The sequence below is a fragment of the Mucilaginibacter puniceus genome, assembly GCF_054783175.1.
Window position 1 is genome coordinate 898,576 of sequence record NZ_BAAGRB010000001.1, and the last position, 24,752, is coordinate 923,327.

Below are 24,752 nucleotides of genomic sequence, written 5' to 3' on the forward strand. Positions count from 1 at the left end.
GATGAACATATTAACTTTATTAATATTTATACCCATACTGTTTGCTATAGTGATAGCCTTACTGCCATCAACTATGCGGGGCAGCTTTAAGTACATAACCGTTGCTGCTACGTTGGTGCAGTTATGTATAAGCGTATGGATATACCTCAACTTTAAAACCGGTGCGGATTATGGCGGCGTAATACATGAGGAGCAGTTTCAGTTTGTGCATAAACTACCGTGGATAAACCTGGATTTGGGTACCATGGGCAAAATGCAGATAGATTACTTTGTGGGAATAGATGGTATATCGGTTACGCTATTGGTCATGACATCGCTAATATTGGTTATAGCTGCATTAGCCTCATGGGAGATAACCACCAACCTGAAAGGATTCTTCGTGCTGTTTCTGATACTGGATATGGCGGTTGTTGGTGTATTTTGCTCGCTGGATTTCTTTTTGTTCTATATCTTCTACGAGCTAATGCTACTGCCATTGTACTTCCTGATAGGGATGTGGGGTGGCATACGGCGCGAGTATGCAGCTATTAAGTTCTTCCTATATACCTTATTCGGTTCGGTGTTTATGCTGTTGGTGATGATAGGACTGTATCTTTCAGTAACCGACCCGGCAACAGGCAACCATACCTTCAATATGGTACAAATGATGAATCCTGCTAATTTCGGGCACGATTCTATTCTATCATTGGTAGCTAATCAAACCATTTTCGGCGTCTCAGCGCGGGGTATTGCCTTTGTGATATTGTTTATTGCCTTTGCTATTAAAGTGCCGGTAGTGCCCTTACACACCTGGCTGCCTGATGCACACGTAGAAGCACCAACCCCGGTATCTATCATACTGGCAGGTATACTATTAAAAATTGGTGGCTACGGAATTATAAGAGTATGCGTAAGCATCTTCCCCGAGGTGGCCCATTCAGGCGCATTTTGGTTAGGTTTATTGGGTGTGATATCCATATTATATGGCGCATTTAACGCGCTTGCCCAGCGCGATCTGAAAAGAGTTATCGCTTACTCATCTGTATCGCAAATGGGTTTTGTATTGCTGGGAATAGCCTCGCAAACTGCCGAGGGTATGAGTGGCGCGGTTATGCAAATGGTAAGTCATGGTTTCCTTTCCACTATGCTGTTCTTCCTGGTAGGGGTAGTGTATAACCGTGTGCATGACAGGGATATTTATAATTTCCGAGGCTTGGGTGGTTTAATGCCTAAGTACACCGTGTTTATATTGATCGCATTTTTCGCATCATTAGGTTTACCGGGCTTCTCCGCATTTATTGCCGAGGCATTTACTTTAGCAGGTGCATTTAAATCGCCGGCTGTAAATGGTTTATTGCCTTATTGGATGTCGGCTTTAGGCGCGGTGGGTATATTGTTTAGTGCCTGCTATTTTCTGTGGACATTGCAGCGTGTATTTTTTGGCAATCTATCCCTAAAAGGCGGTGATGCCTGGAAAGAAGCCTTAACCGATCTGAACGCCCGCGAAATTATAACCTTAGTACCCATGGCAGCCATCGTATTAGTATTAGGGGTGATGCCTTCGTTGGTGTTTGAAAAGATCAATAGTTCGGTATTATTATTAGTTCAGTTTTTACAAGGATAATGCACGATCTGCTACCCTATATACCGCAACAGCTAACCCATATTTTGGGCGACCTTGGTTTTTTTATGCCCGAGGTTTGCCTGGCTATATTGTTTTTGTTGGTATTGGTTACTGACATGCTATTTGGTAAAAACTCCGAGAAGTTATGCCGCATTATTGCTGTAGCGGGTATGCTGTTTATTGTATTTAAGGATCTGCAGCAAGTCGAATTAATATTAAAGGGCCCCCGGTTTTTGTTCAGCGATATGCTACGGCTTAATTATAAGATCATCGCATTTAAGTTTATTATTGACGTTTTAGCATTTGTATTACTACTCTACTTTGCCTGGGATGAACGTTTAAAGGCACACTCAAAGGGCCTATCTGATCTATACACTATAACCATTGGTTCTATATTCGGGTTACATTTAATGGTGATGGCGGTAAATCTGTTGTCTGTTTATTTAGCTATCGAGATGGTGTCCATAGCTTCTTACCTCATGGTAGCATACCGTTCAGAAAACGCCTTAAGTACTGAGGCCGGTTTAAAATATGTATTGTTTGGTGCGGCATCATCGGCTATGATGTTGTATGGTATATCGTTACTATACGGCTTTAGCGGGTCGTTGAATTTTTATTCGGCAGAGGCGTTACAATCCTTAATAACGGTTGCTCCAATAGGGGTTACGTTGGCTATGGTGCTGGTTTTAATTGGTATTGGTTTCAAACTATCATTTGTACCCTTACACTTTTGGGTGCCCGATGTTTACCAGGGCGCATCAACTCCGGTTACTGCTTACTTATCTACCCTGCCAAAAATTGCCGCTTTTGGTTTGTTGGTTAACTTTTTAACGCCTTTTATCTTCTTAATAAAGGTTTCGGCTTTCGATTTTAAGCTTTATCTGTCTGTTTTAGGTATTATAACCCTAATTGCCGGCAATTTTGCAGCTGTTTTACAAAATAATGTAAAAAGGATGCTGGCTTATTCCAGTATTGGGCATACCGGCTTTGCTTTAATGGCCATAGTGACGTTTAGCGAGCAGGGTATAAGCGCGTTAATTTATTATCTGGCGGTATATGGTTTAGCAAACATAGGCGCGCTGGCACTGGCTTCCTATTTTGCCAATGCTGCCAATGCAGATGATGTTCAAGGCTATAAAGGATTAGGTTTAAAATATCCCGTAGCCTCGGTTTGCTTCATCATTATATTAATATCATTAACAGGCTTGCCCGTTTCTGCAGGGTTTACCGGGAAGTTATTTGTTTTTTCGGCAGTTTACAGCGTTTACCAGGAAACGCATGATGTTTGGCTATTGGCTTTAATGATAACGGGTGCTATTACAACAGTGGTAGCTTTGTTCTATTATATCAAGATCCCTCTTTATCTGTTTTTAAAAAGAAGTGATAATTTATCCCTTCCGGTGTATAAATCAAATTCAATTATCGCTTTTGTGGTGATAATTAGTTTGATTTTGCTTGTACTGGGTATTTTCCCCGATAAATTATTAGCTTTTTTATAAAAAAATTAAATTTTATCCACTTTTTTATAAAACTTTCACATTTATTTCATTTGTATATGATATTAATCATAATTTCGGGGCTCTAATCTAAATTAATGTCAAGTATTCAAATGAAACGTTATTTTCCATTTTTTGTAATCCTGTGTATTCTCGCATTAACTTTTCTTTTTCCATCTGTTGAGTATGATAAAACTGCTCATACAGAATATAACACCGGCGATATAGCCTGGATGTTAATGTCAACCGCGTTAGTTTTAATTATGACACCCGGTTTGGCATTCTTCTACGGCGGAATGGTAAATAAAAAGAACGTGATATCAACCATGCTGCAAAGTATAGTATGTATGGTTATCATCACCGTTATGTGGGGTGTATTTGGATTCAGCTTAGCATTTGGAGATAGTATAGGCGGACTAATAGGTAACCCATCAACCTTTTTTATGATGAAGGGTATGTTGGGTAATAATGCATGGCCATCGGCACCAACCATACCGTTGCTGTTGTTTGCCATGTACCAGTTAAAGTTTGCCATTATTACCCCGGCATTAATAACCGGTGCATTTGCCGAGCGTATACGCTTCAACTCGTACATTATATTTTTGGTGCTGTTTGCCATATTTATCTTTTCGCCGTTGGCGCACTGTACCTGGCACCCCAATGGATTATTATATAAAATGGGAGTGCTGGATTTTGCAGGTGGTACCGTAGTACACATGTCTGCCGGATGGGCCGCTTTGGCATCAGCTTTATATTTAAAGAAAAGAAACGAGCCAAGTCATTCACCGGCCCGTATAACCTATGTATTAATAGGTACAGGTTTATTATGGTTTGGCTGGTTTGGTTTTAATGCAGGTTCGGCATTTGGTGCCAATCATTTAGCGGTTAGCGCGTTGGCAACAAGTACTACCGCATCAGCAGCCGGTGGTATAACCTGGATATTTTTTGATATGTTCCGCAAACGTAAGCCATCTGCCATGGGTACCTGTATTGGTGCGGTAGTAGGTTTGGTAGCTATAACCCCGGCAGCAGGTTTCGTTTCTGTGCCGCATTCATTAGCCATCGGTATTATATCAGCGGTGGTAAGTAACCTGGTAGTTGAGTGGCGCACACGTACTTCAATTGATGATACATTAGATGTGTTCCCTTGCCATGGTGTTGGCGGTATGGTAGGTATGTTACTTACCGGTGTATTTGCTAATACCGCTGTAAACCCTGCCAACACAACCGGCGAAGGTTTATTTTTTGGCGAGACCCACTTATTTTTAGTTCAGTTCTTCGCCATGATCGTGGTATCTATATTCGCGTTTTTTGGTTCATTATTATTGCTTAAGATCACTGATATGATCTCTCCGCTGCGCGTTTCCAAAGAAGATGAAGTTATCGGTTTGGACATAAGCCAACATGGCGAAAAATTATAAAGATTTTGTTCCTTTAGTAAGAGGTCCGGCATTTGCCGGGCCTTTTTTTGTTTTAAATCACGCTGTGACGTATCCGGTCATTGCTTAGTTAAACACCAAAGAGGTGTTTTTAGGGTTAACACAACTTAACACATTTTTGCATATTTTTTTATTAAATATTTTATAATCAATTATTTAATTGTTTACAGTATCAAAAAGTGTAAACCATGATTTTGGACGGACAGCGGGGAGGCGACTCACCCGGTCATCACTACGTCCGACCTCCCTCTCTTCGGCAAGCCGTAAAGAGGAAATTAGAAAAGCAAAGATCCGCAACCCTCTTTCCGCCAAAGGCGAAGAGAGGGTCGACGAGCGCCTGAGCGATGTCGGGGTGAGTCAATAGTGCGCAACCGTCGGTCCGGATCTATGATCCCGGACTTAATTATAAGGGATTTATAATCTCATTCCACAATTATTTATACTTATCCAATTATAAAACTTTGATTAAGCGGATTGCAAATCCGCACATGCAGTAACATTATTGAAGATCATCTCTTCTCCCCCTCAATCCTCACCTCAACCAATTGCATCACGCCTTTATTATCTTTTAAGGTGCATGATACGCGGTACACGCCTTTATCGGTAGTAAGCAATATAACCGCCAGGTTAAACGTGGCGCTTGAGGTTACTTTATGCAGCACTTTGGCAGCAAGCGGTTTGTTTTGGGCAAAGAATTTTTGCAGCATTTGCTCGGCCTGGGCCTTGGTGTAGGTATTTACATCGGCCATTACGCCCATATCCACATTAGCAGGGAAAAGTTTGGCTATCTCCTGGGTGTTACCTTTGCTAAAAAGTTCGGTAACGTGTTCAATCGGGTCGGCAGCTAATGCAAAATTTAACGAACTAAATAATAGCATCAGCGATAAGTAAAGAGTTTTCATAGGATGCTGTTTTAAATTATAGTTATAACTTATACTTAAAGTTATTTATTTTTTATGGATTTGACTAATTTTTAAGTGAATGGTTTATTAAGCTGATTAGGGGAGTGGTTGCCCGTAGTTAAGATCACCTATTCATTACTCGCCTAATAAAACTACTCACTACTCACTCAATCAACTCCTCACCAAATCACTATATTTGCATTGTGGAAAACAAAAAACTTGCATTATTAATATTAGACGGCTGGGGTTACGGCCGTAACGACGCATCTAACGCTATTTTAGCTGCCAATACACCATTTTTTGATTCGTTGATCGCCAACTACCCTAACTCCAAACTGGAAGCTTCAGGCGTAGCCGTAGGCTTACCTGCGGGGCAGATGGGTAACTCGGAAGTTGGTCACATGAATTTGGGTGCCGGCCGCGTAGTTTACCAGGAGCTGGGCCGCATAAACAAAGCGGTTGACGAAAACGAATTGATCAGCAACCCGGTGTTAAAAAGCGCTTTTGACTATGCCAAACAAAATAATAAAGATGTTCACTTTATAGGCTTACTGTCCGACGGTGGGGTACACTCCCATATTTACCACGTAAAAGGATTATGTGATGCAGCTAACCGCTCGGGCCTGACTAATGTATTTATACATGCTTTTTTAGATGGCAGGGATACCGACCCGAAATCGGGTTTAGGTTTTGTGGAGGACCTGGAAAGATATATTGCGCCAACACCTATAAAAATTGCTTCGGCTGTGGGCCGTTATTATGCTATGGACCGCGATAATCGCTGGGAACGTGTAAAACAGGCCTACGATGTAATGGTAAATGGTGTGGGCGAACATACAGAACATATCACTAACGCTATCAAAGCATCATACCTTAAAGATGTTACCGATGAGTTTATGCAGCCCATTGTACATACAGATGCTAACGGGCAGCCTATAGCGGTTATAAAAGATGGTGATGTGGTGCTTTGCTTTAACTTCCGTACCGACCGTGGCCGCGAGATCAGCATTGCGTTAACACAAAAGGCCATTCCTGAATATAACCTGCACCCGCTTAACCTGCGCTATATTACCATGACCCCTTATGACGAAACCTTTAACAATGTAGAGGTGGTATTTAATAAGGAGGACCTGACCAAAACCTTAGGCGAAGTTTTACAGGATGCCGGCAAGAACCAAATACGTATTGCCGAAACGGAGAAATATCCGCACGTAACCTTTTTCTTCTCGGGCGGACGCGAGAAAGAATTTATTAACGAAAAGCGCCTGATGGTGCCATCGCCAAAAGTAGCTACTTATGACCTGCAGCCCGAAATGAGTGCCGAGGGTATACGTGACGCTATTATCCCCGAACTGGAAAGTGGCTGGGCCGATTTTATAGTACTTAATTTTGCCAACACCGACATGGTGGGCCACACCGGTGTATTTGAAGCCGTAGTAAAGGCAGCAGAAACCGTTGATGCCTGTACCAAAGCCGTTGTTGAGGCAGGTATGGCACATGGCTACTCGTTTATCATTATTGCCGACCATGGCAATGCCGATTATATGATAAACGATGATGGCACCCCAAATACCGCGCATACCACCAACCTGGTGCCTTGTATTGTGATTGATAAGGATGTACACCAGGTAAAAGATGGCAAACTGGGCGATATTGCGCCAACGGTATTGAAAATTTTAGGCATCCCTGCACCACCCGAAATGACAGGAAATGTATTGGTGTAAAAATATATACCATACCTTATTGGCAGCAGGTATTGGGATAGCGTTGCTATTACCAGCCTGCAAACCTGCTATAAAAGAGGATGGCGTTAAGGCTAAATACTTTGACCTGAAAGCCTTTTTTAAAGCTGATGCGAAAAGGTTAAGCAGGTTAAATAAGCCTGTACGTAAAACCGTAACCCATAACGGTGTTACCGAAACTAAGGAAGTAAAGATTGATGACTGGTCGCGCGAGTTGAGCTTATTCAGCGAATCAGACATTAACAAACCTGCCTGGCGGGATAGTTATAAAGTACAAACCACGCCAACCATGGTTATTTATACCGCTACAGATGATGATTTGAAAACCAGGGAGATCATAGTTAATAAAACAGGCGAGAGGGTAAAATATATAAGGATATATAATTACACCAAAAATAAACTGTATTATACGTACGAAAAATTAACCTACTGGCCCGACTCGCTCTACAAAATAGAAAAAACCCAACACGTGCGTTTGCTTGGGTTAAATAAATACGTAATTACCGGAACTTTAAATTAATGGTGCCCTACGGCGCTGGCCAGCTTTTCTTTTGATAGGTCAAGTTGGGTAGCTATATCGTTGCGGTTTGGATCAGTGGCCAATATCTTCTCAAAATCAGCAATAGATGCTTTTAAAGCTTTTATCCCTGTTATTTTATCGTAAGTACCACGCAAATTGGCCTGTAATTTAAATATGCCATATTCCCGGTAAGTTATAGCCCTGGTTTGATAAAAACTGATGATCTTGGCGTCATTAGGATTGATATCAATTGCTTTGGACAGGTCCCATATAGCACCCACAAAGTGTTTTTCTCTTTCGGATGGCTGCAATTGCACATCCTTGCCCACATAAGTTTTGGATCTGCCCCGATAGTAGTAAGCCCACGCTTCGGCAGGTGCAATGGCTAACTGTCTGGTAAAAGCGGCTATTGCTTTAGGATAATTATCGCTTTGATAGTAAGAGTATCCCAGCATATACAAAGCGTTAGCATTGGTTGAATCAATATAGTTTGCCTTTTCCAGTTTGGATATGGCTTCTTTATAATTAGCGTCATAAAATGCCTGCCTGCCCAAACGCATATAGGCATTTTGGGCCACTGCGGTTTCCAAAGAGGATAAAATAAGAAAAGATACTACGGCCGATAATCTCATTAAAGTACTACTTGTGTAACAAGAATATAACGTATTAACTGATTTTTACTTTAAATATTATGCCAAGTAACAATTAAATATTAAAAAATAGTAAAATATTTATTAACATGGCATGACTTTTTTGCATATATAATACTATTTATCGCATATTGTTTGGCTATTAATTACCTTATTTATAACATACACATTATCAAGAAATTGCTTATATATTATACAATATTACAGTTTTAGCCTGATATTGGCATACCTCTTGAAACATACTTATAGCGCTGGTAATAATCGTAACTTTACCTGTCTTTGCTATTGTCCGGTATTTTGAGGCTGACAACATGGCGCTTTATTTAAAATTGAGATTTGATGAGTTTTGACCCGTTTGACTTTAATAATGCATTACCCGTGATAAATGAAGATTCAGAATTTTTTCCGCTGATGTCGTCAGAGGATGAAGAGGAAATGAATAATGAGCAGGTGCCCGAGTTTTTACCTATCCTGCCGCTTCGTAATACTGTTTTGTTTCCCGGTGTGGTTATTCCTATTACTGTAGGAAGGGATAAATCTATCAAATTAATACGCGATGCCAACAAAGGCACCCGCATGATAGGGGTTGTGGCCCAAACAGATGTAGCTATTGAGGACCCTACTTTTGATCAGTTATATAAAGTTGGTACAGTAGCATTAATTGTTAAAATGCTGCAAATGCCCGATGGTAATACCACGGTGATATTACAGGGTAAAAAACGCTTTATACTAAAAGATGAGGTACAAACCGAACCTTACTTAAAAGCTACCATTGAGCCTTTTAAAGAGGTAAAGGCAAAAGAAGATAAAGAGTTTAAGGCCATGATATCATCCGTTAAGGATATGGCCATGAGCATTATCCAGCTATCGCCAAACATACCAAGCGAGGCAGGTATTGCTATACGTAATATTGAAAGTACTTCATTTTTGATCAACTTCATAGCATCAAACATGAATGCCGATACAGCGGCCAAACAACAACTGCTGGAAACCGCTAACCTGCGCGAACGTGCTAACCAGGTATTAGGGCATTTAACGCTTGACCTGCAAATGCTGGAGCTGAAAAACCAGATACAAAGCAAAGTGCGTGTTGACCTGGATAAACAACAGCGTGATTATTTTTTAAATCAACAGTTAAAAACTATACAGGAAGAACTGGGTGGTAATACTCCCGACCTGGAGATTGAGAACCTGCGCGAGCGTGCCGCCAAAAAGAAATGGTCTGTTGAGGTAAAAGGACATTTTACAAAAGAATTGGAGAAACTGGCCCGTATAAATCCTGCCGCGGCTGATTATTCGGTACAGATAAACTACCTGGAGCTTTTGCTTGACCTGCCCTGGAACGAGTTCACTAAAGACAACTTCGACCTTAAGCGTGCCCAAAAAGTATTGGATAAGGACCATTTTGGATTAGATAAGGTTAAAAAACGCATTATTGAATATTTGGCGGTATTGAAGCTAAAGCATAATATGAAAGCGCCTATCCTTTGTTTGGTTGGCCCTCCGGGTGTGGGTAAAACATCTTTGGGTAAATCAATTGCTAAGGCTTTGGGACGCAAATATGTGCGTATGGCATTAGGCGGCATACGCGATGAAGCCGAAATAAGGGGGCACCGCAAAACTTATATTGGCGCCATGCCGGGCCGTATCATACAATCTATTAAAAAAGCCGGCGCGGCTAACCCGGTATTTATTTTAGATGAGATAGATAAAGTGGGCAGCGATTTCAGGGGCGACCCATCATCAGCTTTATTGGAGGTATTGGATCCCGAACAAAACAGTACTTTTTATGATCATTACGTAGAGATGGATTTTGACCTGTCGAACGTCATGTTTATCGCGACAGCAAATTCATTAAGCAACGTACAACCCGCCCTGTTGGACAGGATGGAAATTATTGAAGTGAACGGTTATACCATTGAAGAAAAAATTGAGATAGCCAAACAGCACTTACTGCCCAAACAACGCGAGGCGCATGGTTTAAAAACCAAAGATGTAGCCATAAAAAACGATGTGCTGGAAAAGATAGTGGAAGATTACACCCGCGAATCGGGTGTGCGTGGATTGGAGAAGAAGATAGGCTCGGTTGTACGTGGCATAGCGGTAAATATTGCCATGGACGAGGCTTACAATACCAACGTTAGCAAAACCGAAGTTGAAAAAATATTAGGTGCGCCTATATTTGATAAGGACCTTTACGAAGGTAATGATACCGCAGGCGTAGTAACCGGCCTGGCATGGACATCGGTAGGTGGCGATATTTTGTTTATTGAGGCAAGTTTAAGCCCTGGTAAAGGTAAAGTAACCTTAACAGGTAGTTTGGGCGATGTAATGAAAGAATCGGCCACTATTGCGTTAGCTTATATCAGGGCGCATGCGTCAACCTTTGATATTGACCCCAGGGTATTTGACCAATGGGATGTGCATGTACACGTTCCGGCGGGTGCAACACCTAAAGACGGCCCTTCGGCAGGTATAACCATGTTAACGGCATTGGTATCAGCCTTTACCCAACGCAAGGTAAAACCTCATTTGGCTATGACGGGCGAAATCACCCTGCGTGGACGGGTGTTGCCTGTTGGTGGCTTAAAAGAAAAGATACTGGCTGCTAAGCGTGCCAATATTAAAGAGATCATCCTTTGCAGATCAAACCAAAAAGACATCCTGGAAATTAAGGAGCATTATATCAAGGACCTTAAGTTTCATTACGTAACGGATATGCGCGAAGTGATCAACCTGGCTTTATTAAAAGATAAAGTTAAAGAGCCGCTTGATTTAACTGTGAAAGAATTAAAACCCGTTTTGAATTAATGAATAAGGGTTACTTTTTTTATTTTCGCATCGCTATTTAAACCTGATGCGTTTTAAACTTATACTTCTGCTTTGCTTTATTGGCACTACTAACTTACGGGCGCAAACCCATAGCAGCGAAATTGGCTTACAGTCTGACAATGATGCTTATCTTACCCAGGGGTCAGACAAGTATTATACCAATGGCTTTTTTCTGCATTATCGCCACGCGTTAAAAACAGGTGATAATTCACCACTGCAAAATAAAGTGGTGGGGTTTGAGTTGGGACAAAAAATATTTAATGCCCAGGCAGGACGCATACCTGAGGCCAAATATATTGACCGCCCAATTGCCGGGTATTTATATGCAGGGGCAAACCTTAATTTGCTTTACAAAAACGAGGGCAACTTAAAACTGGGGGCACAGGTGGGTGTTATTGGTCCTGCATCATTAGCTAAAGAAGCTCAAACTTTTATTCATAATACCTTTGGCTTATACCAGATAGATGGCTGGCAGTTTCAAATTAAAAACGCGGCACAGGTTAATCTATCGGCAGAATATAATAAGCTGTTAGCAAGAGATTCCTGGATAGATATTTCGTTAACATCATACGCAAATTTGGGTACAGGTTTTACCGGGGCAGGGGCAGGCCCGTTGGTACGTATAGGTAATTTTAACCAGTTATTTAACTCGTTTAGTACGCAAAGTACCGCCATTGCCAATACGGCAACACCACTGCATAAACAAGAGTTTTTCTTTTATTATAAACCGCAATTTAACCTGGTAGTTTATGACGCCACTATACAGGGAGGGCTATTTAACTCACGCGCTGTTTACCCTGAAATTACCGGCAAAATAAAGCCTGCCATATTTTCGCAGGAGTTTGGGCTTGCCTACGCCGGCAGCAGATGGATACTTAATGCTGCAATACATACGCGCGGTAAGGAAAGTAAATACATGCTTACCCCGCATAAATGGGGATCAGTTACTATACTGTACCGCTTTAATTAATATCGAAATTCTTTTTACGGTTATCTTTCTTTTCGCCTTGCAGGCGCTTATCATTTAGCCTGGCGGCTTTAGCTTTTTTACTCAACTTGGTAGGCTTGCGGATTTTGGGCTGATGCAGGGCTCGCGTAAGTAAACCCATTAATCTTTCTACCGCTTTTTCTTTATTGAGATATTGGCTGCGTTCTTCATCGCAAATTACCTGCACATAACCATCCTTATTGAATCGTGATTGTAGTTTGGTGTTCAATAGCTGTTTCTCTTCATCCGTAAATAATAAAGAACTGTTTACATCAAACAACAACTCCACCTTGCTTGATACCTTATTTACATTTTGCCCGCCCTTGCCTCCGCTGCGTGATGTTTTGTAGGTAATTTCCTTTTGCAGTTCGGTTTTAGAAAAATTCATGTTGTGAAATTAGTTATTAGTTGATTAAGTTGGATTAGGTGAGTAGTTATAATTAAAATAACAAATCAACCCAGTCAACTATTTAACCTAATCAACTAAAATAGTAACTTTGTTACCAAATGAGCAATAATATTGTAGTAGCTATTGATGGCTATTCATCCTGCGGAAAAAGCACTTTAGCAAAAGCAATTGCCAAAAAGCTTCATTTTATTTATGTAGATAGCGGTGCTATGTACCGTGCAGTTGCCCTATATTTTTTACGCAATAATATCGACCTGAACAACCCCGGTCAAATCAGTCAAGCCTTAGAAAACATACATCTTAATTTTCACTCACGCGATTACGAAACCCATATTACGCTGAATGATGAGGAGGTATCTGACGAGATACGCCTGATGCCGGTATCCGAATCGGTAAGCACCGTATCTGCCATACATGATGTACGTGTGGAGATGGTAAAACAGCAGCAGCGCATGGGCAGATCAAAAAACATAGTGATGGATGGCCGCGACATTGGTACGGTGGTGTTCCCGGATGCGCAGGTAAAAATATTCATGACCGCCGACCCTAAAATACGTGCCGAACGCCGCTATAAAGAACTGGCCCATAAAAACCCGGATATTAGCTTAGAAGAAGTTTTTGAGAACCTGGCCCACCGCGATTACCAGGACACTACCCGCAAAGAAAGCCCTTTAATGCGTGCCGATGATGCTATTATTTTAGACAATACAGACCTGACCCCTGATGAGCAGCTGGAGTTTGCGTTGGGTAAGATAAAGCCGTTTTTGAAATAAATATTAACGTTTATGCTTGGGTGAAAAGTTCAAGTACTAAGTAGTTGTCTCGTTTCCATTGTATCCATCCATAGTTCCATTTTTTTTCTTCCCCCCATCTAACTTGCAACCAATTACCTTGAGTCTTAACAGGTAAATAAAATTCATCTTTTGTATAAGGTATATGTTCAGAATTAGTTGAAGGATTTACCCGCAATGGATTAATTATAGGCTGAAAGCCAACACAACAAATATTTTTCACGATATAATTTCCCCATGAAACAAAAACGAATGCCTTATCGCTCATTTTAATATACTTAGTTTCCTGTGTTTTCTCATTTATAACAACTTTATAAAAGCCATCCTTTACTCCGATACAATCAAATGCTAATAAATGTGCATCAATATCCTTAGCATAAGGATATACAAATACTATATTCTTTCTTAGATTTCCGTCAAAAAATATAGATTTCCATAAACTACCGTCGCTTTGATATAGATTTAAACCTCGTTTTACCTTGTCTTTAACAACGGCTATAACCAACCCTTTACTATTGCGCAAGTCGCGTTTTTGCTCTTGCTGTATCATTCTTAGAGAATGAGGATAATTTAAATTACTAGTCGCTTTAGATGATATTTTGACTGCACAAGTAAAGAATAGTATTGCAACTATTATGAAGCTGCTTATTGCCTTATTTCTTTTCATTATGTAGTATCTCAAATGGCTTCATTTTATTTATTATTCCTCCACCAACTTTACAGTATTTACCCCAAAGCGATTTAAAAAATCAACTCCTTCATCACTGGCAAGGCCTTTGTATTCGGCGTAGGAGTGTTTAAAGTAAACTTGTGTTATTCCTGCTGAAAATATTAGCCTTGCGCATGCAATGCATGGCGATAAGGTAGTGTACAAAGTTGCTCCCTGCAAATTAGCGCCATTTTTTACGCCATATAATATGGCATTCTCCTCGGCGTGTAAGGCTAAGGAACAGCTCCCTTTGGAGTCGCGGGGGCAACCTGCCTCTGGCCATTCCTCATCGCAGTTATGCGTGCCCTTTGGCGGGCCATTATAGCCTATGGATATGATACGGGTATCTTTGGCTAAAACCGCGCCTACATGCGCTTTAACGCAGTGCGAGCGCTGCGCCAAATCAGTAGCCAGGTTCATGAATATATGGTCGAAGGATGGTCGTGACATAGTGATTAGTGATTGGAGATCAGTGATTAGTTCTATCTCCTTTATTTAATGTGTTCCTGATATTTCTGTATTATCTAAGTCGATTCCCTGTGTTTTTAATTCCTTACTTACTTTCCAGGCAAAAAACGCCATGTAAGCAAAGCCCAGCAAAGGTACAATGTAGGATAGATGTATGCCACTGGTGTCGGCTAAAATACCCTGCACCGGCGGAATGATAGCACCGCCCAAGATCATCATAATTAAAAATGCCGAGCCCTGGCTGGCGTATTTACCTAAACCTGCAATAGCCAACGCAAATATAGACGGCCACATGATGGAGCAGCATAAACCGCCACTAATAAAAGCAAACGTGGCAAGCATGCCGTTAGTTAATAAACCTATCACCATAAAGGCTACTCCCAATAAGCCAAATACTACCAACGTGCGCACCGGTTTTTGCTGGCCGATAAAAAAGCAGGCGATCATTACAACAATGGAAATGGAATAAATAAACAAATGGCCAATATCTTCTCCGCTGGAATAGTTGGCCAGAAGCACTACCGCAAATGCTACAAAAGGCACAATTATGGTCAACATATTTTTAGTGGCTTTGGGCAGATTAAAGGCACCTATTGCTCCGGCCCATCGGCCTATCATTAAACTGCCCCAATACAGGGATATGTAAGGCGATATGGCCGAATCGGCAAAGCTGCCAAATGCCGGGGTTTTTAATAAAGCGCCTAAATTACTGGCAATGGTAACCTCGGTACCTACATAGGTAAATATGGCTATCATACCTAAAATTAATTGCGGGTATTGCATGGCACCCCAACCTGTTGAATCTTTTTTAGCGGCTGATAGAGAACTTATCAGCGTAATCAGGATGATCGCTAACGAAGCATATACAAAATATGGTTTTGGTAACCCTGTCATGTTAGTTAGTGGGTCAGCAGCTAAAATCAAACAAAACGCAATAAAAATGATGAATAAGGGCCTATTCGGCTTTGTGCTTATTTCTATCTTTTCGTCGCTGGTAACTTTAGGCAGGTTTGACAGGTAAAAGAATAACGCAACCACTAAAAATAATCCTGCCAATATGTAATACAAATTATTGATAGATGTAATGTCTACTGTAGATGTCCCTTTACTTAATGCCGTACCGAATAACAATTTACTTACTACAATGGGCCCTAAAATACCGCCTATATTGTTAACTCCCCCGGTAAAGTTTAGCCTGTTGGCCCCGGTTTCCGGCGTACCTAAATTAATAACAAATGGGTTGGCGGCTGTTTGTTGCAAGGAGAAACCGATAGCGATAATAAAAAATGAACCTAATATAAACCCAAATGAGCCCGAGTTTACAGCGGGTATCATACACAATGCGCCCGCGGCAGATATTACCAAACCTACCACTATACCATTTTTATAACCCAGTTTATTCAGGATATCTGTACGGCTGGCTTGCGATGCAAAGTACAATATCATCGAGCCTATAAAATAACCGCCATAAAAGGTAAAGTCTATCAGCTGCGACTCGAACTGCGTAAGGCTGAAATGTGATTTACAGAACGGAATGAATATGCCGTTTGACGCGGCTAAAAATCCCCAAAAGAAAAAAACAGTAGCCAGCGTTAACAGTGCCGACGTGTACTTTTTTGAACTGCTTTGTTGTTGCATATAGGCCAAATTTTATAAATTCAAGGTACTAACTTAAATGAATTTTAATTATAAGTTGTTATGTAATATTGATTTAATATCCACACAATATTAAGTTTGTTTGTTTAAGAGATAAAAATTGCATATTCGCATACTTCAAAGTCGAAACCATAAAGCTATTTAATGATAGAAGCGGTTATTTCGGGGATTGGAATTGGGCTTATACTTACTTTTATAACAGGCCCGGTTTTTTTTGCATTAGTAAAAACCAGTATCGAACGTGGTTTTCATGCAGGCGTTTACATGGCACTCGGGGTGGTTTGCAGCGATGTGGTATTTGTAGGTGCTATTCTTTTCGGCTCACAACTATTTGATATATCTGAAGATACCAAAACCATTGCAGGCACCGTGGGTAGCATTATCCTGTTCACCATAGGCGTTTATTACCTGTTTAAAAAAGCCAACATCAATTATGATAACGTTGCGCCCACCGGACTTAAACGCACCGGATATTTTTTGAAGGGGTTTTTGATGTGCATTTTTAACCCAACCATGTTGTTTCATTGGATAACCGTAATTGGCACCGCCAGTACCATTTACCACCAGGGGGTGCACAACCGCACTTTTAAAATTGCCATTATGTTTTTAACTATACTAATTGTGCAGTTTGGGTTGGATGTTACCAAAGCTTTTTATGCCAATAAACTGCGCGATAAGATATCAGTTAAGCGGGTGCATCGTTTAAACCAAATAGCCGGTATTGCGCTTATTATAGCTTCTGTTATTTTAATGGACAGATTGGTTACCCATATTATTTTTAGCCCGCCTGCGGCTTAGTTTATGTTGTAAGTTGCGTGTTATAAGTTGCAGGTCTTTGTTTTAGCAACTATTTAGCTAAAGTATACTCGCCACTAAAATTAGTTGACGCACCAAACATCATAGTGTTTTTATTGATTACAGAGATAATTTCTGCACGTGCTTTGGAATCACCCCCTGTAGCACTTTCCGTATCAGCCTTTACCGCGCTTTTTGCTCCGTTAACTGTAATTTTATACCCCAATGTGTTGGAGGTATTGATCTGGGTGCGCACCAATTCAAGTGGAATACTTATTTCTACAGTGTAGTTATTAGTCATATCAAACCTACCCACTGCTTCAATGCCTTGGTCATTATATACAGGTACCATTTCCAGATTTTTCACACCGCTAACTTTTATAAATTTATAGTTCCTTTCTAATCTTGAATTGTATTCTCTTATTACCGAATCTGTAGTTATAATTTTTTTACCGGTGTTTTTATGATCCAAAAAGTCAAAATACTCAGCGTCGCCTTCCGTTTTTACAGGGAAGGTAATGCTTACACCGCTATTATTTTTCATGTCTTTGTTTATTAGGGTAAACGTAAGCCCGCCGCCTATCATCCTATTTGCCACCCCTGTAATAACAGGGCTATTTCCCTGTACAGTTAAATACAAACGTTTATCATCATTAGCTATAGTGTAAAATAATTCTGTTGCTGGATTGTAAGCCTGAAATTTATTGTCCCATTCATTGGCTTTGCCGTCAATTTTAACATTGGCAGGCAATTTTACACTGTTTTGCTGTACTTTGGGTAAGCTTTGGGCGTAGGTTTTTCCGAAAGCTGCTAAGGCGAGTGAGAATAAAAGAATTTTTTTCATGTTTAGGTGGTTAAATAGTTTCAAAAGTTGCTAATATTTAGCGCCCATATAAAACTATTTAACACACTTTAACAATTACATATAAGCCCGCTGGTTCTTACCTTCCATCCAGTTTACAAAAGCACGGTTAACTACTTTGTTACCGCCCGGGGTTGGGTAATCGCCGCTAAAATACCAGTCGCCGGTATGGTCAGGGCAGGCTTTGTGCAGGTTATCTAATGTTTGGTATAACACTTCAATTTTACAGTTGATATCCTTTGGGGTAATGATCTGTGCAATACGGTCAGATATCTGCTGATCTGTAAAAGGCTCATAAATAGCTTTTACATAGTTTACTACTTTTTCTTTAGGCAGTTTGGCACTGTCCACGCACTTTTCATAAACTTGGTGTAGTACGTCCTCTTTACCTGATTCTTTTAGTAAACTAACCGCCGCTTCAAAGGCAACAAACTCGCCCATGCGCGACATATCAATACCATAACAATCAGGGTAACGTATTTGCGGGGCAGATGACACTACCACTATTTTTTTAGGCCCTAAACGGTCCAGAATTTTTAATATACTTTGCTTTAATGTAGTACCACGAACGATGGAGTCATCTAACACAACTAAAGTATCTGTGTCTCTTTTAATCAAGCCGTAGGTACTATCATAAACGTGCGCCACCATTTCGCTGCGGTCAGCATCCTGGGTAATAAAGGTGCGCAGCTTAACATCTTTAATGGCTATTTTCTCTACCCGCGGCGCCATCCATAATAGTTGGGTTAGTTCCTCTTCGGTGTACTTACCTTCCTTATTTAATATCGCCTCGCGTTGAAACTGCCTGATGTATTTATGCACCCCTTCTACCATACCATAAAAGGCAACTTCGGCAGTATTCGGGATGTAAGAGAATACAGTGTTTTTAACATCGTGCTCAACCACATTCAATATTTGCGGGCAAAGCAAACGGCCCAACTGTTTACGCTCGCGGTAAATAGAAGCATCGCTGCCGCGCGAAAAATAGATACGCTCAAATGAACATGCCTTTTTTTCCTGAGGCTCGCTAAACATGCTTTCGGTTATTTTACCGTTCTTTTTAACAATAAGCGCGTGGCCGGGTTTAATTTCTTTAATATCGTCAATAGGGATATTGAAGGCGGTTTGTATAGCAGGGCGCTCTGAAGCGGCAACTACTATCTCATCATTATAATAATAAAATGCAGGGCGTATACCTACCGGGTCGCGCATTACAAACGCGTCGCCATGCCCCAGCATACCGGCAATAGTGTAACCACCATCCCAGTTACGGGCCGATTTCTGGAGGATCTTAGCCACATCCATATCATTGGCGATCAGCTTGCTTATCATGCCATTATCGTCTACCCCTTCGCGTTTATATTGATCAAACAAGCCTTGTACCTCGGTATCAATAAAGTGGCCCATTTTTTCCAATACGGTAACGGTATCGGCTTTTTCTTTTGGATGTTGGCCCAGGTCATATAATTGCTGCAGCAACTCATCAACATTGGTCATGTTAAAGTTACCCGCAATAACCAGGTTACGTGTCATCCAGTTATTTTGCCTTAAAAACGGATGACAGCTTTCAATGCTGTTTTTGCCGTGGGTACCATAGCGCAGGTGCCCTAATAATACCTCGCCAACAAAACTTACATTTTCTTTCAGCCATTCGGCATCGGCCATCCTTTCGGGGGTTTCCTTCTGGATGTCGGCAAATTTTTTCTGGATGTATTCAAATATATCAGCAACCGCGTTTGACGCCATGGAACGGTGGCGGCTGATGTATCGTTTGCCCGGCTCAATATCCAGTTTAATAGTAGCAACGCCCGCGCCATCCTGGCCCCGGTTATGCTGTTTCTCCATTAAAAGGTAAAGCTTGTTCAAACCATACAGCGCTGTGCCGTATTTTTGCTGATAAAAAGAAAGTGGCTTTAGTAAGCGGATAAAGGCCACACCGCATTCATGCTTAATCTGATCGCTCATGATTGGTAATGAGCCGCAAAGTTATAAAATTATTTAAGTGTTGTTAAATTGATTGTCATTAATTCGTATTAAAAATGACCTAACGTTTATAAAGTATTAATTGATGGTTGGTTAGTCAATATTAAAAGTCACATAATCATCAATGGCTTCTCCAATTTGTTGCAAAGGCATATGCTGGTTGCCCGGAGAGTCCTCAACATATACCCATAGCCCTGCATCTGTTTTGCCAATGCGGTGATAAGAATTGCCACCTGCAACATCATACAATTTTGGTACGGACGAATGCAGCTTAACGGTATAATCTACATCGTTAACTTTTATGGTGAAGGGTTGACTTTGCATGTGTAAATAACAAGCAGAGGTGAGGAAAGTTTGCCGGAGATATAGTTATATCGCTTGATTATTGCAACCCTCCCGATATTTATCGGGAGGGTGAGTCATTTGGCCGATTTACTTAACCGCCTCCCGCTCCACTAACTCCATTCCGCATTTGGAACAAACCCCCGGTTTATCCGAGCCAACATCTTTATCCATAGTGCAGAAGTATTTGTATTGTTTGGTTTCCTTTTTCTCTTCCTGATGGCATGCACCTAAACTTAGCGCGCATGCCATCATAGCTATTGTCAATTTTAACTTCATCTATTTGTTTTTTAAAAAGGCCATAAAGCCCAGTAAAGCTACTGTCAAAATACCGCCCGCGAATAACATACTTACTATATCTCTTATATCCTTACCGGCCCAGGTCATCCAGAAAAATTTATGTAAAAAGATAAATGATAATCCCTCGGCACGGTCAAGCCCATCCACTTTGGCAGCCAGTTTGGCTGATGTAGTTTCGATATAAACATCCCGGTCAGCATAGCTTAGCTTTTGTACCGGCAGGCGTTTATTGATAAAACCATAATCGTTAGTAAACTGTCCTATGCGGGTAATTGAATCTGGGGCAGTTTGTGTGCCGATATAAAAGTTACTTAAAAGCGCGGCATATTGCACATCGCCATTAAGCAGTTCCTGTCCGGTTTTTGTGTCAAAATACAATACCCGCTTTTTATCGTTGGTTACCTGGTAATAGGTTTTTCCATTAAAATCAGCCAATGCAACTCTTTTTATTAAACTGTCTGCGATAGGTAATTGCAAATTAGATATACCCAATTGCTCACGTTTAATTAATTGCTCGTAAGGTTGTTTGGTTGCATCACCGTTATATAGCCCAATAAATAAATGGAATGCACCGCTGGTAACAAACATTAACATCACGAAGGAAACTATTAACCCAATTTGGCGGTGGTAGCGATGGATGAAACGTTTGTCATCAACTCCGTTCTCTTTCCTTTTTTGCTGTACGGCTTTAAAGTTTTGCCAGTACAAGCCGTAAACAATTAGACCACTTATGAGGGTGAAGGGCATTATACTCACCAGTGTGAGTAATACCGCGATTCTAAACGTTTCGCCGCCTATGGCCGCTAAAAAGTTCCAGGTGTGGAATTGTTCAAATATCCATAAGAAACATTTACGCGTATGGTTATTAAACGTACCCATACGGCTTTGGGCGGTCTCTATATACACATCCATGCCATCGGCACGGTCAAGTGACACCTTCCAAACAGGGAGCAATCTATTTATAGGCTGATATTGCCCGTCAAAACCGGTTTGCAGGCTGATGTTTTTTATGGTTGATGTAGAATCCTGAGTAAAATAGCGTGCCAGGTAAGTTGCGTATAATTTATCCCCATCAGGTAATAGTTTACCGTCCGTTACCGAATAGTAATTAGATATACTATCCTTACCCAAAACCTGGTAAAACGTGCCCTTATCAAACTTAATTAGGTTGAAGTTTCTCACCTCAGCAATTTTGTTTTGATCCATCACCTGCTGAATAGATAGGGCAGGCTGCATTTCATTTTGTGTGCGTAGGTCAAAGCTTTCTTTAGCAATAGTGGGCCTGAACCAGTTTGACATGAACGGATGGGTCACCCCGCTCATAGTAAAAAATATGACCGGTACCAGGGCTATTAACCCTAATATACGGTGCCATTTATAAAAATTGCGTTTGTTCATTGTCTGTTAATATTTGGAGAATGAATAACTGATACCTAAAGTAAATACCCTTGGCGGTGCAGCAGTATAGGTATCGCCATATTGGTTGCTTACTACATTGGTGGCGTATAATGCGTTAGTAATATTTAAAGCATTAAACCAAATACCTGCGCCATTAATGTCCTTATTTTTAAAGTTATAGCCCATACGTAAATTGTAAATATTATAACCCGAATACGTTTTGGTATTGGCAGGATTAGTAAAAAAGCCATCCAAATGCTGCCACTCTGCAGCTATCCTGAAACCTTTAAAATAGTTGGGTTTGTAAGTGATCTCCGAGTTGGCTATCCAGTTAGGGGCATTGTTCATGGTTTTGCCGTTGTAGCTAACGTTTGTACCGCTTACTACCTCGCTATAATCTATGTAAGTATGCCTGGCGTTAGTACCACCAAAACGGAAGCTTAACGAGTTAACAGGGGCGTAGGTTAACGAGTATTCGATACCCCTGTGGCGCGTTGCACCCGCGTTTTGGTTTTGGGTTGTATTATCGGGCAATAATTGAGTGATGATCTCATTTTTACCTTCCAGGCTGTATAAACTCAACTCAAAAAATAGCTTTTTATCTAATGCCGATAACCAGCCGCCAACTTCATAATTGTTAAAGGTGGCCTGCTTTAATGGTGTTAACTGTCTGGAACCGTACAAACCATTTGTTTCCGGTGGTTGAAAACCTACACTGTAATTGGCATATAAGCCTTTATTACTTCCTAAATCATAAGTTAAGCCCAGTTTAGGTGCCAGTATATTAAAGTCGTTAGTTTCCTGCTGCTTGTACCTGGTATTTGATGCAGGCAGACCATTAGTAAAGTTATAATGCACGCGATCATACCGTAACCCCAAAACAACCCTTAAAGGTTTTACAGGGTTCACTTGGTATTGCGTATAAGCGGCAGTGTTGAATAGCTTAATACGGTAATCATCAATATATGTACCTGTATTGGTAAAGCCGGTATAATAGTTATTGGCTACATCTTTGTTGATGTTAAGATACTGCGCGTAAAACGAGCTTGGACTATTATCCACATAAGCCCCAACAATCAATCGCGAATGCAGGAAATCAAAATCCAATCGGTGTTGAGTTAGCAAACCATAGCTGTTAAAACGCTGGTCGTTCACCTGCCCGTTTGAGCTAACGTAAACACCAGCAACCCTTACGTCAGCTATATAATAACTTGGCAGTTGTGCCGTGGTATTGGTACGATAGAACAGGGTAAGGAATGTGCTGCTTTTATCGTTCCAGGTATGTTGCAGGTTGGCGCTTGCTCTAAAAGCTTCAACCCTGCGGTAAGTAAAGCGATTATTGCTGCCATAGTTACGACTATAAAAACGGGTTGCATCTAAACTACCCGGAGTTTGGGTGTTTAGATAATTGTAGGCTGCCGTAGTGGTTAGCTTGGTTTTACTGCTAAAATCATACGTAGTTTTAAAATTGGCCGAGTATTTATCAAAATCAGAATAATCCTGCCAACCATCTTTTTGCTTCGCGATATAACCGCCAACATACATTCCAAATTTACCACTGGTAAAACCGCCGTCGGCATCAACGCGGCGATAGTTGTAATTATCGCTTTGCACCGAAAAATTACCGGCATAACCTGATGGCGGGCCTTGTGTAATAAAGTTAACCGCGCCACCTATTGAGTTACTGCCATATAGCGAAGATGCGGGCCCCTTAATAACCTCGATATCTTTTACGCCCGACATATTGATCTCATACAAAGCATTATGATTAAAAATACCTGTGGGGCGTATAGGTACACCATCTTCCATATACAGGTAAAGCGCATTATAAGTTATAGGCTGACGTATAGCCATAGTATGCTGTTCGTTACCTAAATTAACCATGTACACGCCCGGTACTTTGTTTAATAACTGGTATAGGGCAGTGGCTTTGGTATCCTGTATCTGTACCGAGTTGATCTTGCTGATTGCCATTGGCGCATCTTGCCTGGCTTGTCCCTCGCGGCTGGCAGATACAATTACGGGCTGCAAATCAACCGATGAGGGGGTAAGCGCAATATTTAACCGGCTGAATTTTATTAAGGTCATATCAACCGTATGTGAGTTATAGCCAATCATAGCAAATTTTAAACTGGTAACATTTACCGGTATGGTAAAATTACCTTTAGCATCAACCGGGATATGTGTGTTGTTATTAGTTGTGATAATTGTTCCGGGCAATGACTCGTGTGTAATTGCGTCGGTAATTGTGCCATGCATTAAAGTTTGGCTTTTTGCAGCTATAGAAAGAAATAGAAAATATATGCATAGAATAAAGTATCGGTTCATAATATTAAATGCGGAGTTGTCTCCTTGGTGAAATAGGTTAATTAAAATCCATACGAACGCGAATAACTACACAAGGAAATCACGGTTGTAGATTTGCATGTGCAGAGATTGCTTCGTTCCCCGCGATGACGCGTGGTTAAAAGAAATTATGATAAATTACCCTACCCGCGGAGGCTGGTAGATGCTGCCCGGAAATACGGACTGATCAGAATACTGATACGGGGTGATAACCAACTGTATAAACTGGTTGTAAAATACATTGGTGGTTACGGTTGCGTAAAAAACTTCCTGGAAAAGATTTTTTTGAGCCTGTCGTTCGGCGCTTTTTTCTTTTTCGTTCGCCTGGTTGATCTTTTTCATGAAATAACATTTACCATTACAATGCAATTGTGGTTTGTCACGGTTTTCGCAAAGTGTGGCGGCAATGTATTTTTTATTCAACTCAAACCCCGCATACACAAAAAAGTACGAATAATTGGCTGTTATCAGCGCAATTAATAATACAATGGAAGTAATGCGTTTTACCATGCGGCAAATGT

At 40.9% G+C, this 24,752-nt stretch carries 22 protein-coding genes; 9 read left to right on the forward strand and 13 right to left on the reverse strand.

The annotated features are described in order from the left end of the window. Position 1: 1 nt before the first annotated feature. The 3 genes from ACYVJ6_RS04230 (at position 2) to ACYVJ6_RS04240 (ending at position 4,520) form a co-directional block, all read left to right on the forward strand. Positions 2–1,603 carry a complex I subunit 4 family protein gene (locus tag ACYVJ6_RS04230; protein ID WP_460692782.1) on the forward strand — a complete coding sequence of 534 codons (1,602 nt, stop codon included), beginning with the start codon at positions 2–4 and terminating at the stop codon, positions 1,601–1,603. Next, a complete protein-coding gene (locus ACYVJ6_RS04235) occupies positions 1,603–3,102 on the forward strand; it encodes an NADH-quinone oxidoreductase subunit N (RefSeq protein ID WP_460692783.1) in 1,500 nt (499 codons plus the stop codon). Before ACYVJ6_RS04230 ends, ACYVJ6_RS04235 begins: the two co-directional genes overlap by 1 nt. Positions 3,103–3,212: 110 nt before the next feature. Continuing rightward, positions 3,213–4,520 (forward strand): ammonium transporter, encoded by a 1,308-nt coding sequence (locus ACYVJ6_RS04240; protein ID WP_460693294.1) that lies wholly within the window; start codon positions 3,213–3,215, stop codon positions 4,518–4,520. Positions 4,521–5,047: 527 nt separating this feature from the next. Here the strand turns inward: ACYVJ6_RS04240 and ACYVJ6_RS04245 are convergent. Then, on the reverse strand, positions 5,048–5,440 hold the full coding sequence (locus ACYVJ6_RS04245; protein ID WP_460692784.1) for a DUF4783 domain-containing protein: 393 nt from the start codon (positions 5,438–5,440) through the stop codon (positions 5,048–5,050). Positions 5,441–5,643: 203 nt separating this feature from the next. Here ACYVJ6_RS04245 and gpmI point away from each other — a divergent pair, with 203 nt between their 5' ends. Next, a complete protein-coding gene (gpmI, locus tag ACYVJ6_RS04250; RefSeq protein WP_460692785.1) occupies positions 5,644–7,164 on the forward strand; it encodes a 2,3-bisphosphoglycerate-independent phosphoglycerate mutase in 1,521 nt (506 codons plus the stop codon). Next, the gene (locus tag ACYVJ6_RS04255) at positions 7,151–7,702 is read left to right on the forward strand and encodes a hypothetical protein (protein WP_460692786.1); all 552 of its coding nucleotides are present in this window, start codon (positions 7,151–7,153) and stop codon (positions 7,700–7,702) included. The genes gpmI and ACYVJ6_RS04255 overlap by 14 nt, the downstream gene beginning before the upstream one ends. Here ACYVJ6_RS04255 and ACYVJ6_RS04260 read toward each other — a convergent pair. Then, on the reverse strand, positions 7,699–8,334 hold the full coding sequence (locus ACYVJ6_RS04260; protein ID WP_460692787.1) for a tetratricopeptide repeat protein: 636 nt from the start codon (positions 8,332–8,334) through the stop codon (positions 7,699–7,701). The genes ACYVJ6_RS04255 and ACYVJ6_RS04260 overlap by 4 nt on opposite strands. Before the next feature lie 357 nt (positions 8,335–8,691). Between ACYVJ6_RS04260 and lon the strand changes: the two genes are divergently transcribed. Together lon and ACYVJ6_RS04270 are read left to right on the forward strand one after the other, a co-directional pair. Continuing rightward, positions 8,692–11,163, forward strand: coding sequence for an endopeptidase La (lon, locus tag ACYVJ6_RS04265; protein WP_460692788.1), 2,472 nt, complete (start codon positions 8,692–8,694; stop codon positions 11,161–11,163). 46 nt (positions 11,164–11,209) lie between these two features. Then, positions 11,210–12,154, forward strand: coding sequence for a lipid A deacylase LpxR family protein (locus tag ACYVJ6_RS04270; protein WP_460692789.1), 945 nt, complete (start codon positions 11,210–11,212; stop codon positions 12,152–12,154). On the opposite strand, the gene arfB is transcribed toward ACYVJ6_RS04270, so the two are convergent. Next, positions 12,147–12,560, reverse strand: a complete 414-nt coding sequence (gene arfB / locus ACYVJ6_RS04275; RefSeq protein ID WP_460692790.1) for an alternative ribosome rescue aminoacyl-tRNA hydrolase ArfB — start codon at positions 12,558–12,560, stop codon at positions 12,147–12,149. The genes ACYVJ6_RS04270 and arfB overlap by 8 nt on opposite strands. 119 nt (positions 12,561–12,679) lie before the next feature. Here arfB and cmk point away from each other — a divergent pair, with 119 nt between their 5' ends. Continuing rightward, positions 12,680–13,354 (forward strand): (d)CMP kinase, encoded by a 675-nt coding sequence (gene cmk / locus ACYVJ6_RS04280; RefSeq protein WP_460692791.1) that lies wholly within the window; start codon positions 12,680–12,682, stop codon positions 13,352–13,354. Between the two features lie 10 nt (positions 13,355–13,364). Here cmk and ACYVJ6_RS04285 read toward each other — a convergent pair whose 3' ends face one another. The 3 genes from ACYVJ6_RS04285 to ACYVJ6_RS04295 are packed head-to-tail and all read right to left on the reverse strand — an operon-like array spanning position 13,365 to position 16,187. After that, positions 13,365–14,039: a hypothetical protein gene (locus tag ACYVJ6_RS04285; RefSeq protein WP_460692792.1), complete on the reverse strand. Its 675-nt coding sequence runs from the start codon at positions 14,037–14,039 to the stop codon at positions 13,365–13,367. A 33-nt stretch (positions 14,040–14,072) separates the two neighbouring features. Beyond that, positions 14,073–14,531, reverse strand: a complete 459-nt coding sequence (locus ACYVJ6_RS04290; protein ID WP_460692793.1) for a deoxycytidylate deaminase — start codon at positions 14,529–14,531, stop codon at positions 14,073–14,075. A 45-nt stretch (positions 14,532–14,576) separates the two neighbouring features. Further along, the gene (locus tag ACYVJ6_RS04295; protein ID WP_460692794.1) at positions 14,577–16,187 is read right to left on the reverse strand and encodes an MFS transporter; all 1,611 of its coding nucleotides are present in this window, start codon (positions 16,185–16,187) and stop codon (positions 14,577–14,579) included. 162 nt (positions 16,188–16,349) lie between these two features. On the opposite strand from ACYVJ6_RS04295, the gene ACYVJ6_RS04300 reads away from it, so the two are divergent. Next, positions 16,350–17,003 carry a LysE family translocator gene (locus tag ACYVJ6_RS04300; protein ID WP_460692795.1) on the forward strand — a complete coding sequence of 218 codons (654 nt, stop codon included), beginning with the start codon at positions 16,350–16,352 and terminating at the stop codon, positions 17,001–17,003. A 49-nt stretch (positions 17,004–17,052) separates the two neighbouring features. On the opposite strand, the gene ACYVJ6_RS04305 is transcribed toward ACYVJ6_RS04300, so the two are convergent. The 7 genes from ACYVJ6_RS04305 to ACYVJ6_RS04335 all read right to left on the reverse strand — a co-directional run bounded on the left by ACYVJ6_RS04305 (position 17,053) and on the right by ACYVJ6_RS04335 (position 24,741). Next, on the reverse strand, positions 17,053–17,844 hold the full coding sequence (locus ACYVJ6_RS04305) for a hypothetical protein (RefSeq protein ID WP_460692796.1): 792 nt from the start codon (positions 17,842–17,844) through the stop codon (positions 17,053–17,055). Positions 17,845–17,919: 75 nt separating this feature from the next. Beyond that, positions 17,920–19,827, reverse strand: a complete 1,908-nt coding sequence (locus tag ACYVJ6_RS04310; protein ID WP_460692797.1) for an amidophosphoribosyltransferase — start codon at positions 19,825–19,827, stop codon at positions 17,920–17,922. 111 nt (positions 19,828–19,938) lie between these two features. Further along, the gene (locus ACYVJ6_RS04315; RefSeq protein ID WP_460692798.1) at positions 19,939–20,169 is read right to left on the reverse strand and encodes a hypothetical protein; all 231 of its coding nucleotides are present in this window, start codon (positions 20,167–20,169) and stop codon (positions 19,939–19,941) included. A 108-nt stretch (positions 20,170–20,277) separates the two neighbouring features. After that, positions 20,278–20,466, reverse strand: coding sequence for a heavy metal-binding domain-containing protein (locus ACYVJ6_RS04320; protein ID WP_460692799.1), 189 nt, complete (start codon positions 20,464–20,466; stop codon positions 20,278–20,280). After that, positions 20,467–21,885: a hypothetical protein gene (locus ACYVJ6_RS04325; protein WP_460692800.1), complete on the reverse strand. Its 1,419-nt coding sequence runs from the start codon at positions 21,883–21,885 to the stop codon at positions 20,467–20,469. 6 nt (positions 21,886–21,891) lie between these two features. Continuing rightward, positions 21,892–24,213 carry a TonB-dependent receptor gene (locus ACYVJ6_RS04330; protein WP_460692801.1) on the reverse strand — a complete coding sequence of 774 codons (2,322 nt, stop codon included), beginning with the start codon at positions 24,211–24,213 and terminating at the stop codon, positions 21,892–21,894. A gap of 156 nt (positions 24,214–24,369) precedes the next feature. After that, on the reverse strand, positions 24,370–24,741 hold the full coding sequence (locus ACYVJ6_RS04335) for a hypothetical protein (protein WP_460692802.1): 372 nt from the start codon (positions 24,739–24,741) through the stop codon (positions 24,370–24,372). Positions 24,742–24,752 lie beyond the last annotated feature (11 nt).

Bases quoted from the DNA above. Each gene is read 5' to 3' on its own strand.
- ACYVJ6_RS04260 (WP_460692787.1), bottom strand. From the start codon at position 8,334: ATGAGATTATCGGCCGTAGTATCTTTTCTTATTTTATCCTCTTTGGAA.
- ACYVJ6_RS04315 (WP_460692798.1), bottom strand. From the start codon at position 20,169: ATGCAAAGTCAACCCTTCACCATAAAAGTTAACGATGTAGATTATACC.
- ACYVJ6_RS04305 (WP_460692796.1), bottom strand. From the start codon at position 17,844: ATGAAAAAAATTCTTTTATTCTCACTCGCCTTAGCAGCTTTCGGAAAA.
- ACYVJ6_RS04255 (WP_460692786.1), top strand. From the start codon at position 7,151: ATGTATTGGTGTAAAAATATATACCATACCTTATTGGCAGCAGGTATT.
- ACYVJ6_RS04285 (WP_460692792.1), bottom strand. From the start codon at position 14,039: ATGAAAAGAAATAAGGCAATAAGCAGCTTCATAATAGTTGCAATACTA.
- ACYVJ6_RS04310 (WP_460692797.1), bottom strand. From the start codon at position 19,827: ATGAGCGATCAGATTAAGCATGAATGCGGTGTGGCCTTTATCCGCTTA.
- ACYVJ6_RS04230 (WP_460692782.1), top strand. From the start codon at position 2: ATGAACATATTAACTTTATTAATATTTATACCCATACTGTTTGCTATA.
- ACYVJ6_RS04295 (WP_460692794.1), bottom strand. From the start codon at position 16,187: ATGCAACAACAAAGCAGTTCAAAAAAGTACACGTCGGCACTGTTAACG.
- lon (WP_460692788.1), top strand. From the start codon at position 8,692: ATGAGTTTTGACCCGTTTGACTTTAATAATGCATTACCCGTGATAAAT.
- arfB (WP_460692790.1), bottom strand. From the start codon at position 12,560: ATGAATTTTTCTAAAACCGAACTGCAAAAGGAAATTACCTACAAAACA.
- cmk (WP_460692791.1), top strand. From the start codon at position 12,680: ATGAGCAATAATATTGTAGTAGCTATTGATGGCTATTCATCCTGCGGA.
- ACYVJ6_RS04245 (WP_460692784.1), bottom strand. From the start codon at position 5,440: ATGAAAACTCTTTACTTATCGCTGATGCTATTATTTAGTTCGTTAAAT.
- ACYVJ6_RS04290 (WP_460692793.1), bottom strand. From the start codon at position 14,531: ATGTCACGACCATCCTTCGACCATATATTCATGAACCTGGCTACTGAT.
- ACYVJ6_RS04325 (WP_460692800.1), bottom strand. From the start codon at position 21,885: ATGAACAAACGCAATTTTTATAAATGGCACCGTATATTAGGGTTAATA.
- ACYVJ6_RS04320 (WP_460692799.1), bottom strand. From the start codon at position 20,466: ATGAAGTTAAAATTGACAATAGCTATGATGGCATGCGCGCTAAGTTTA.
- ACYVJ6_RS04240 (WP_460693294.1), top strand. From the start codon at position 3,213: ATGAAACGTTATTTTCCATTTTTTGTAATCCTGTGTATTCTCGCATTA.
- ACYVJ6_RS04335 (WP_460692802.1), bottom strand. From the start codon at position 24,741: ATGGTAAAACGCATTACTTCCATTGTATTATTAATTGCGCTGATAACA.
- ACYVJ6_RS04300 (WP_460692795.1), top strand. From the start codon at position 16,350: ATGATAGAAGCGGTTATTTCGGGGATTGGAATTGGGCTTATACTTACT.
- ACYVJ6_RS04330 (WP_460692801.1), bottom strand. From the start codon at position 24,213: ATGAACCGATACTTTATTCTATGCATATATTTTCTATTTCTTTCTATA.
- ACYVJ6_RS04235 (WP_460692783.1), top strand. From the start codon at position 1,603: ATGCACGATCTGCTACCCTATATACCGCAACAGCTAACCCATATTTTG.
- ACYVJ6_RS04270 (WP_460692789.1), top strand. From the start codon at position 11,210: ATGCGTTTTAAACTTATACTTCTGCTTTGCTTTATTGGCACTACTAAC.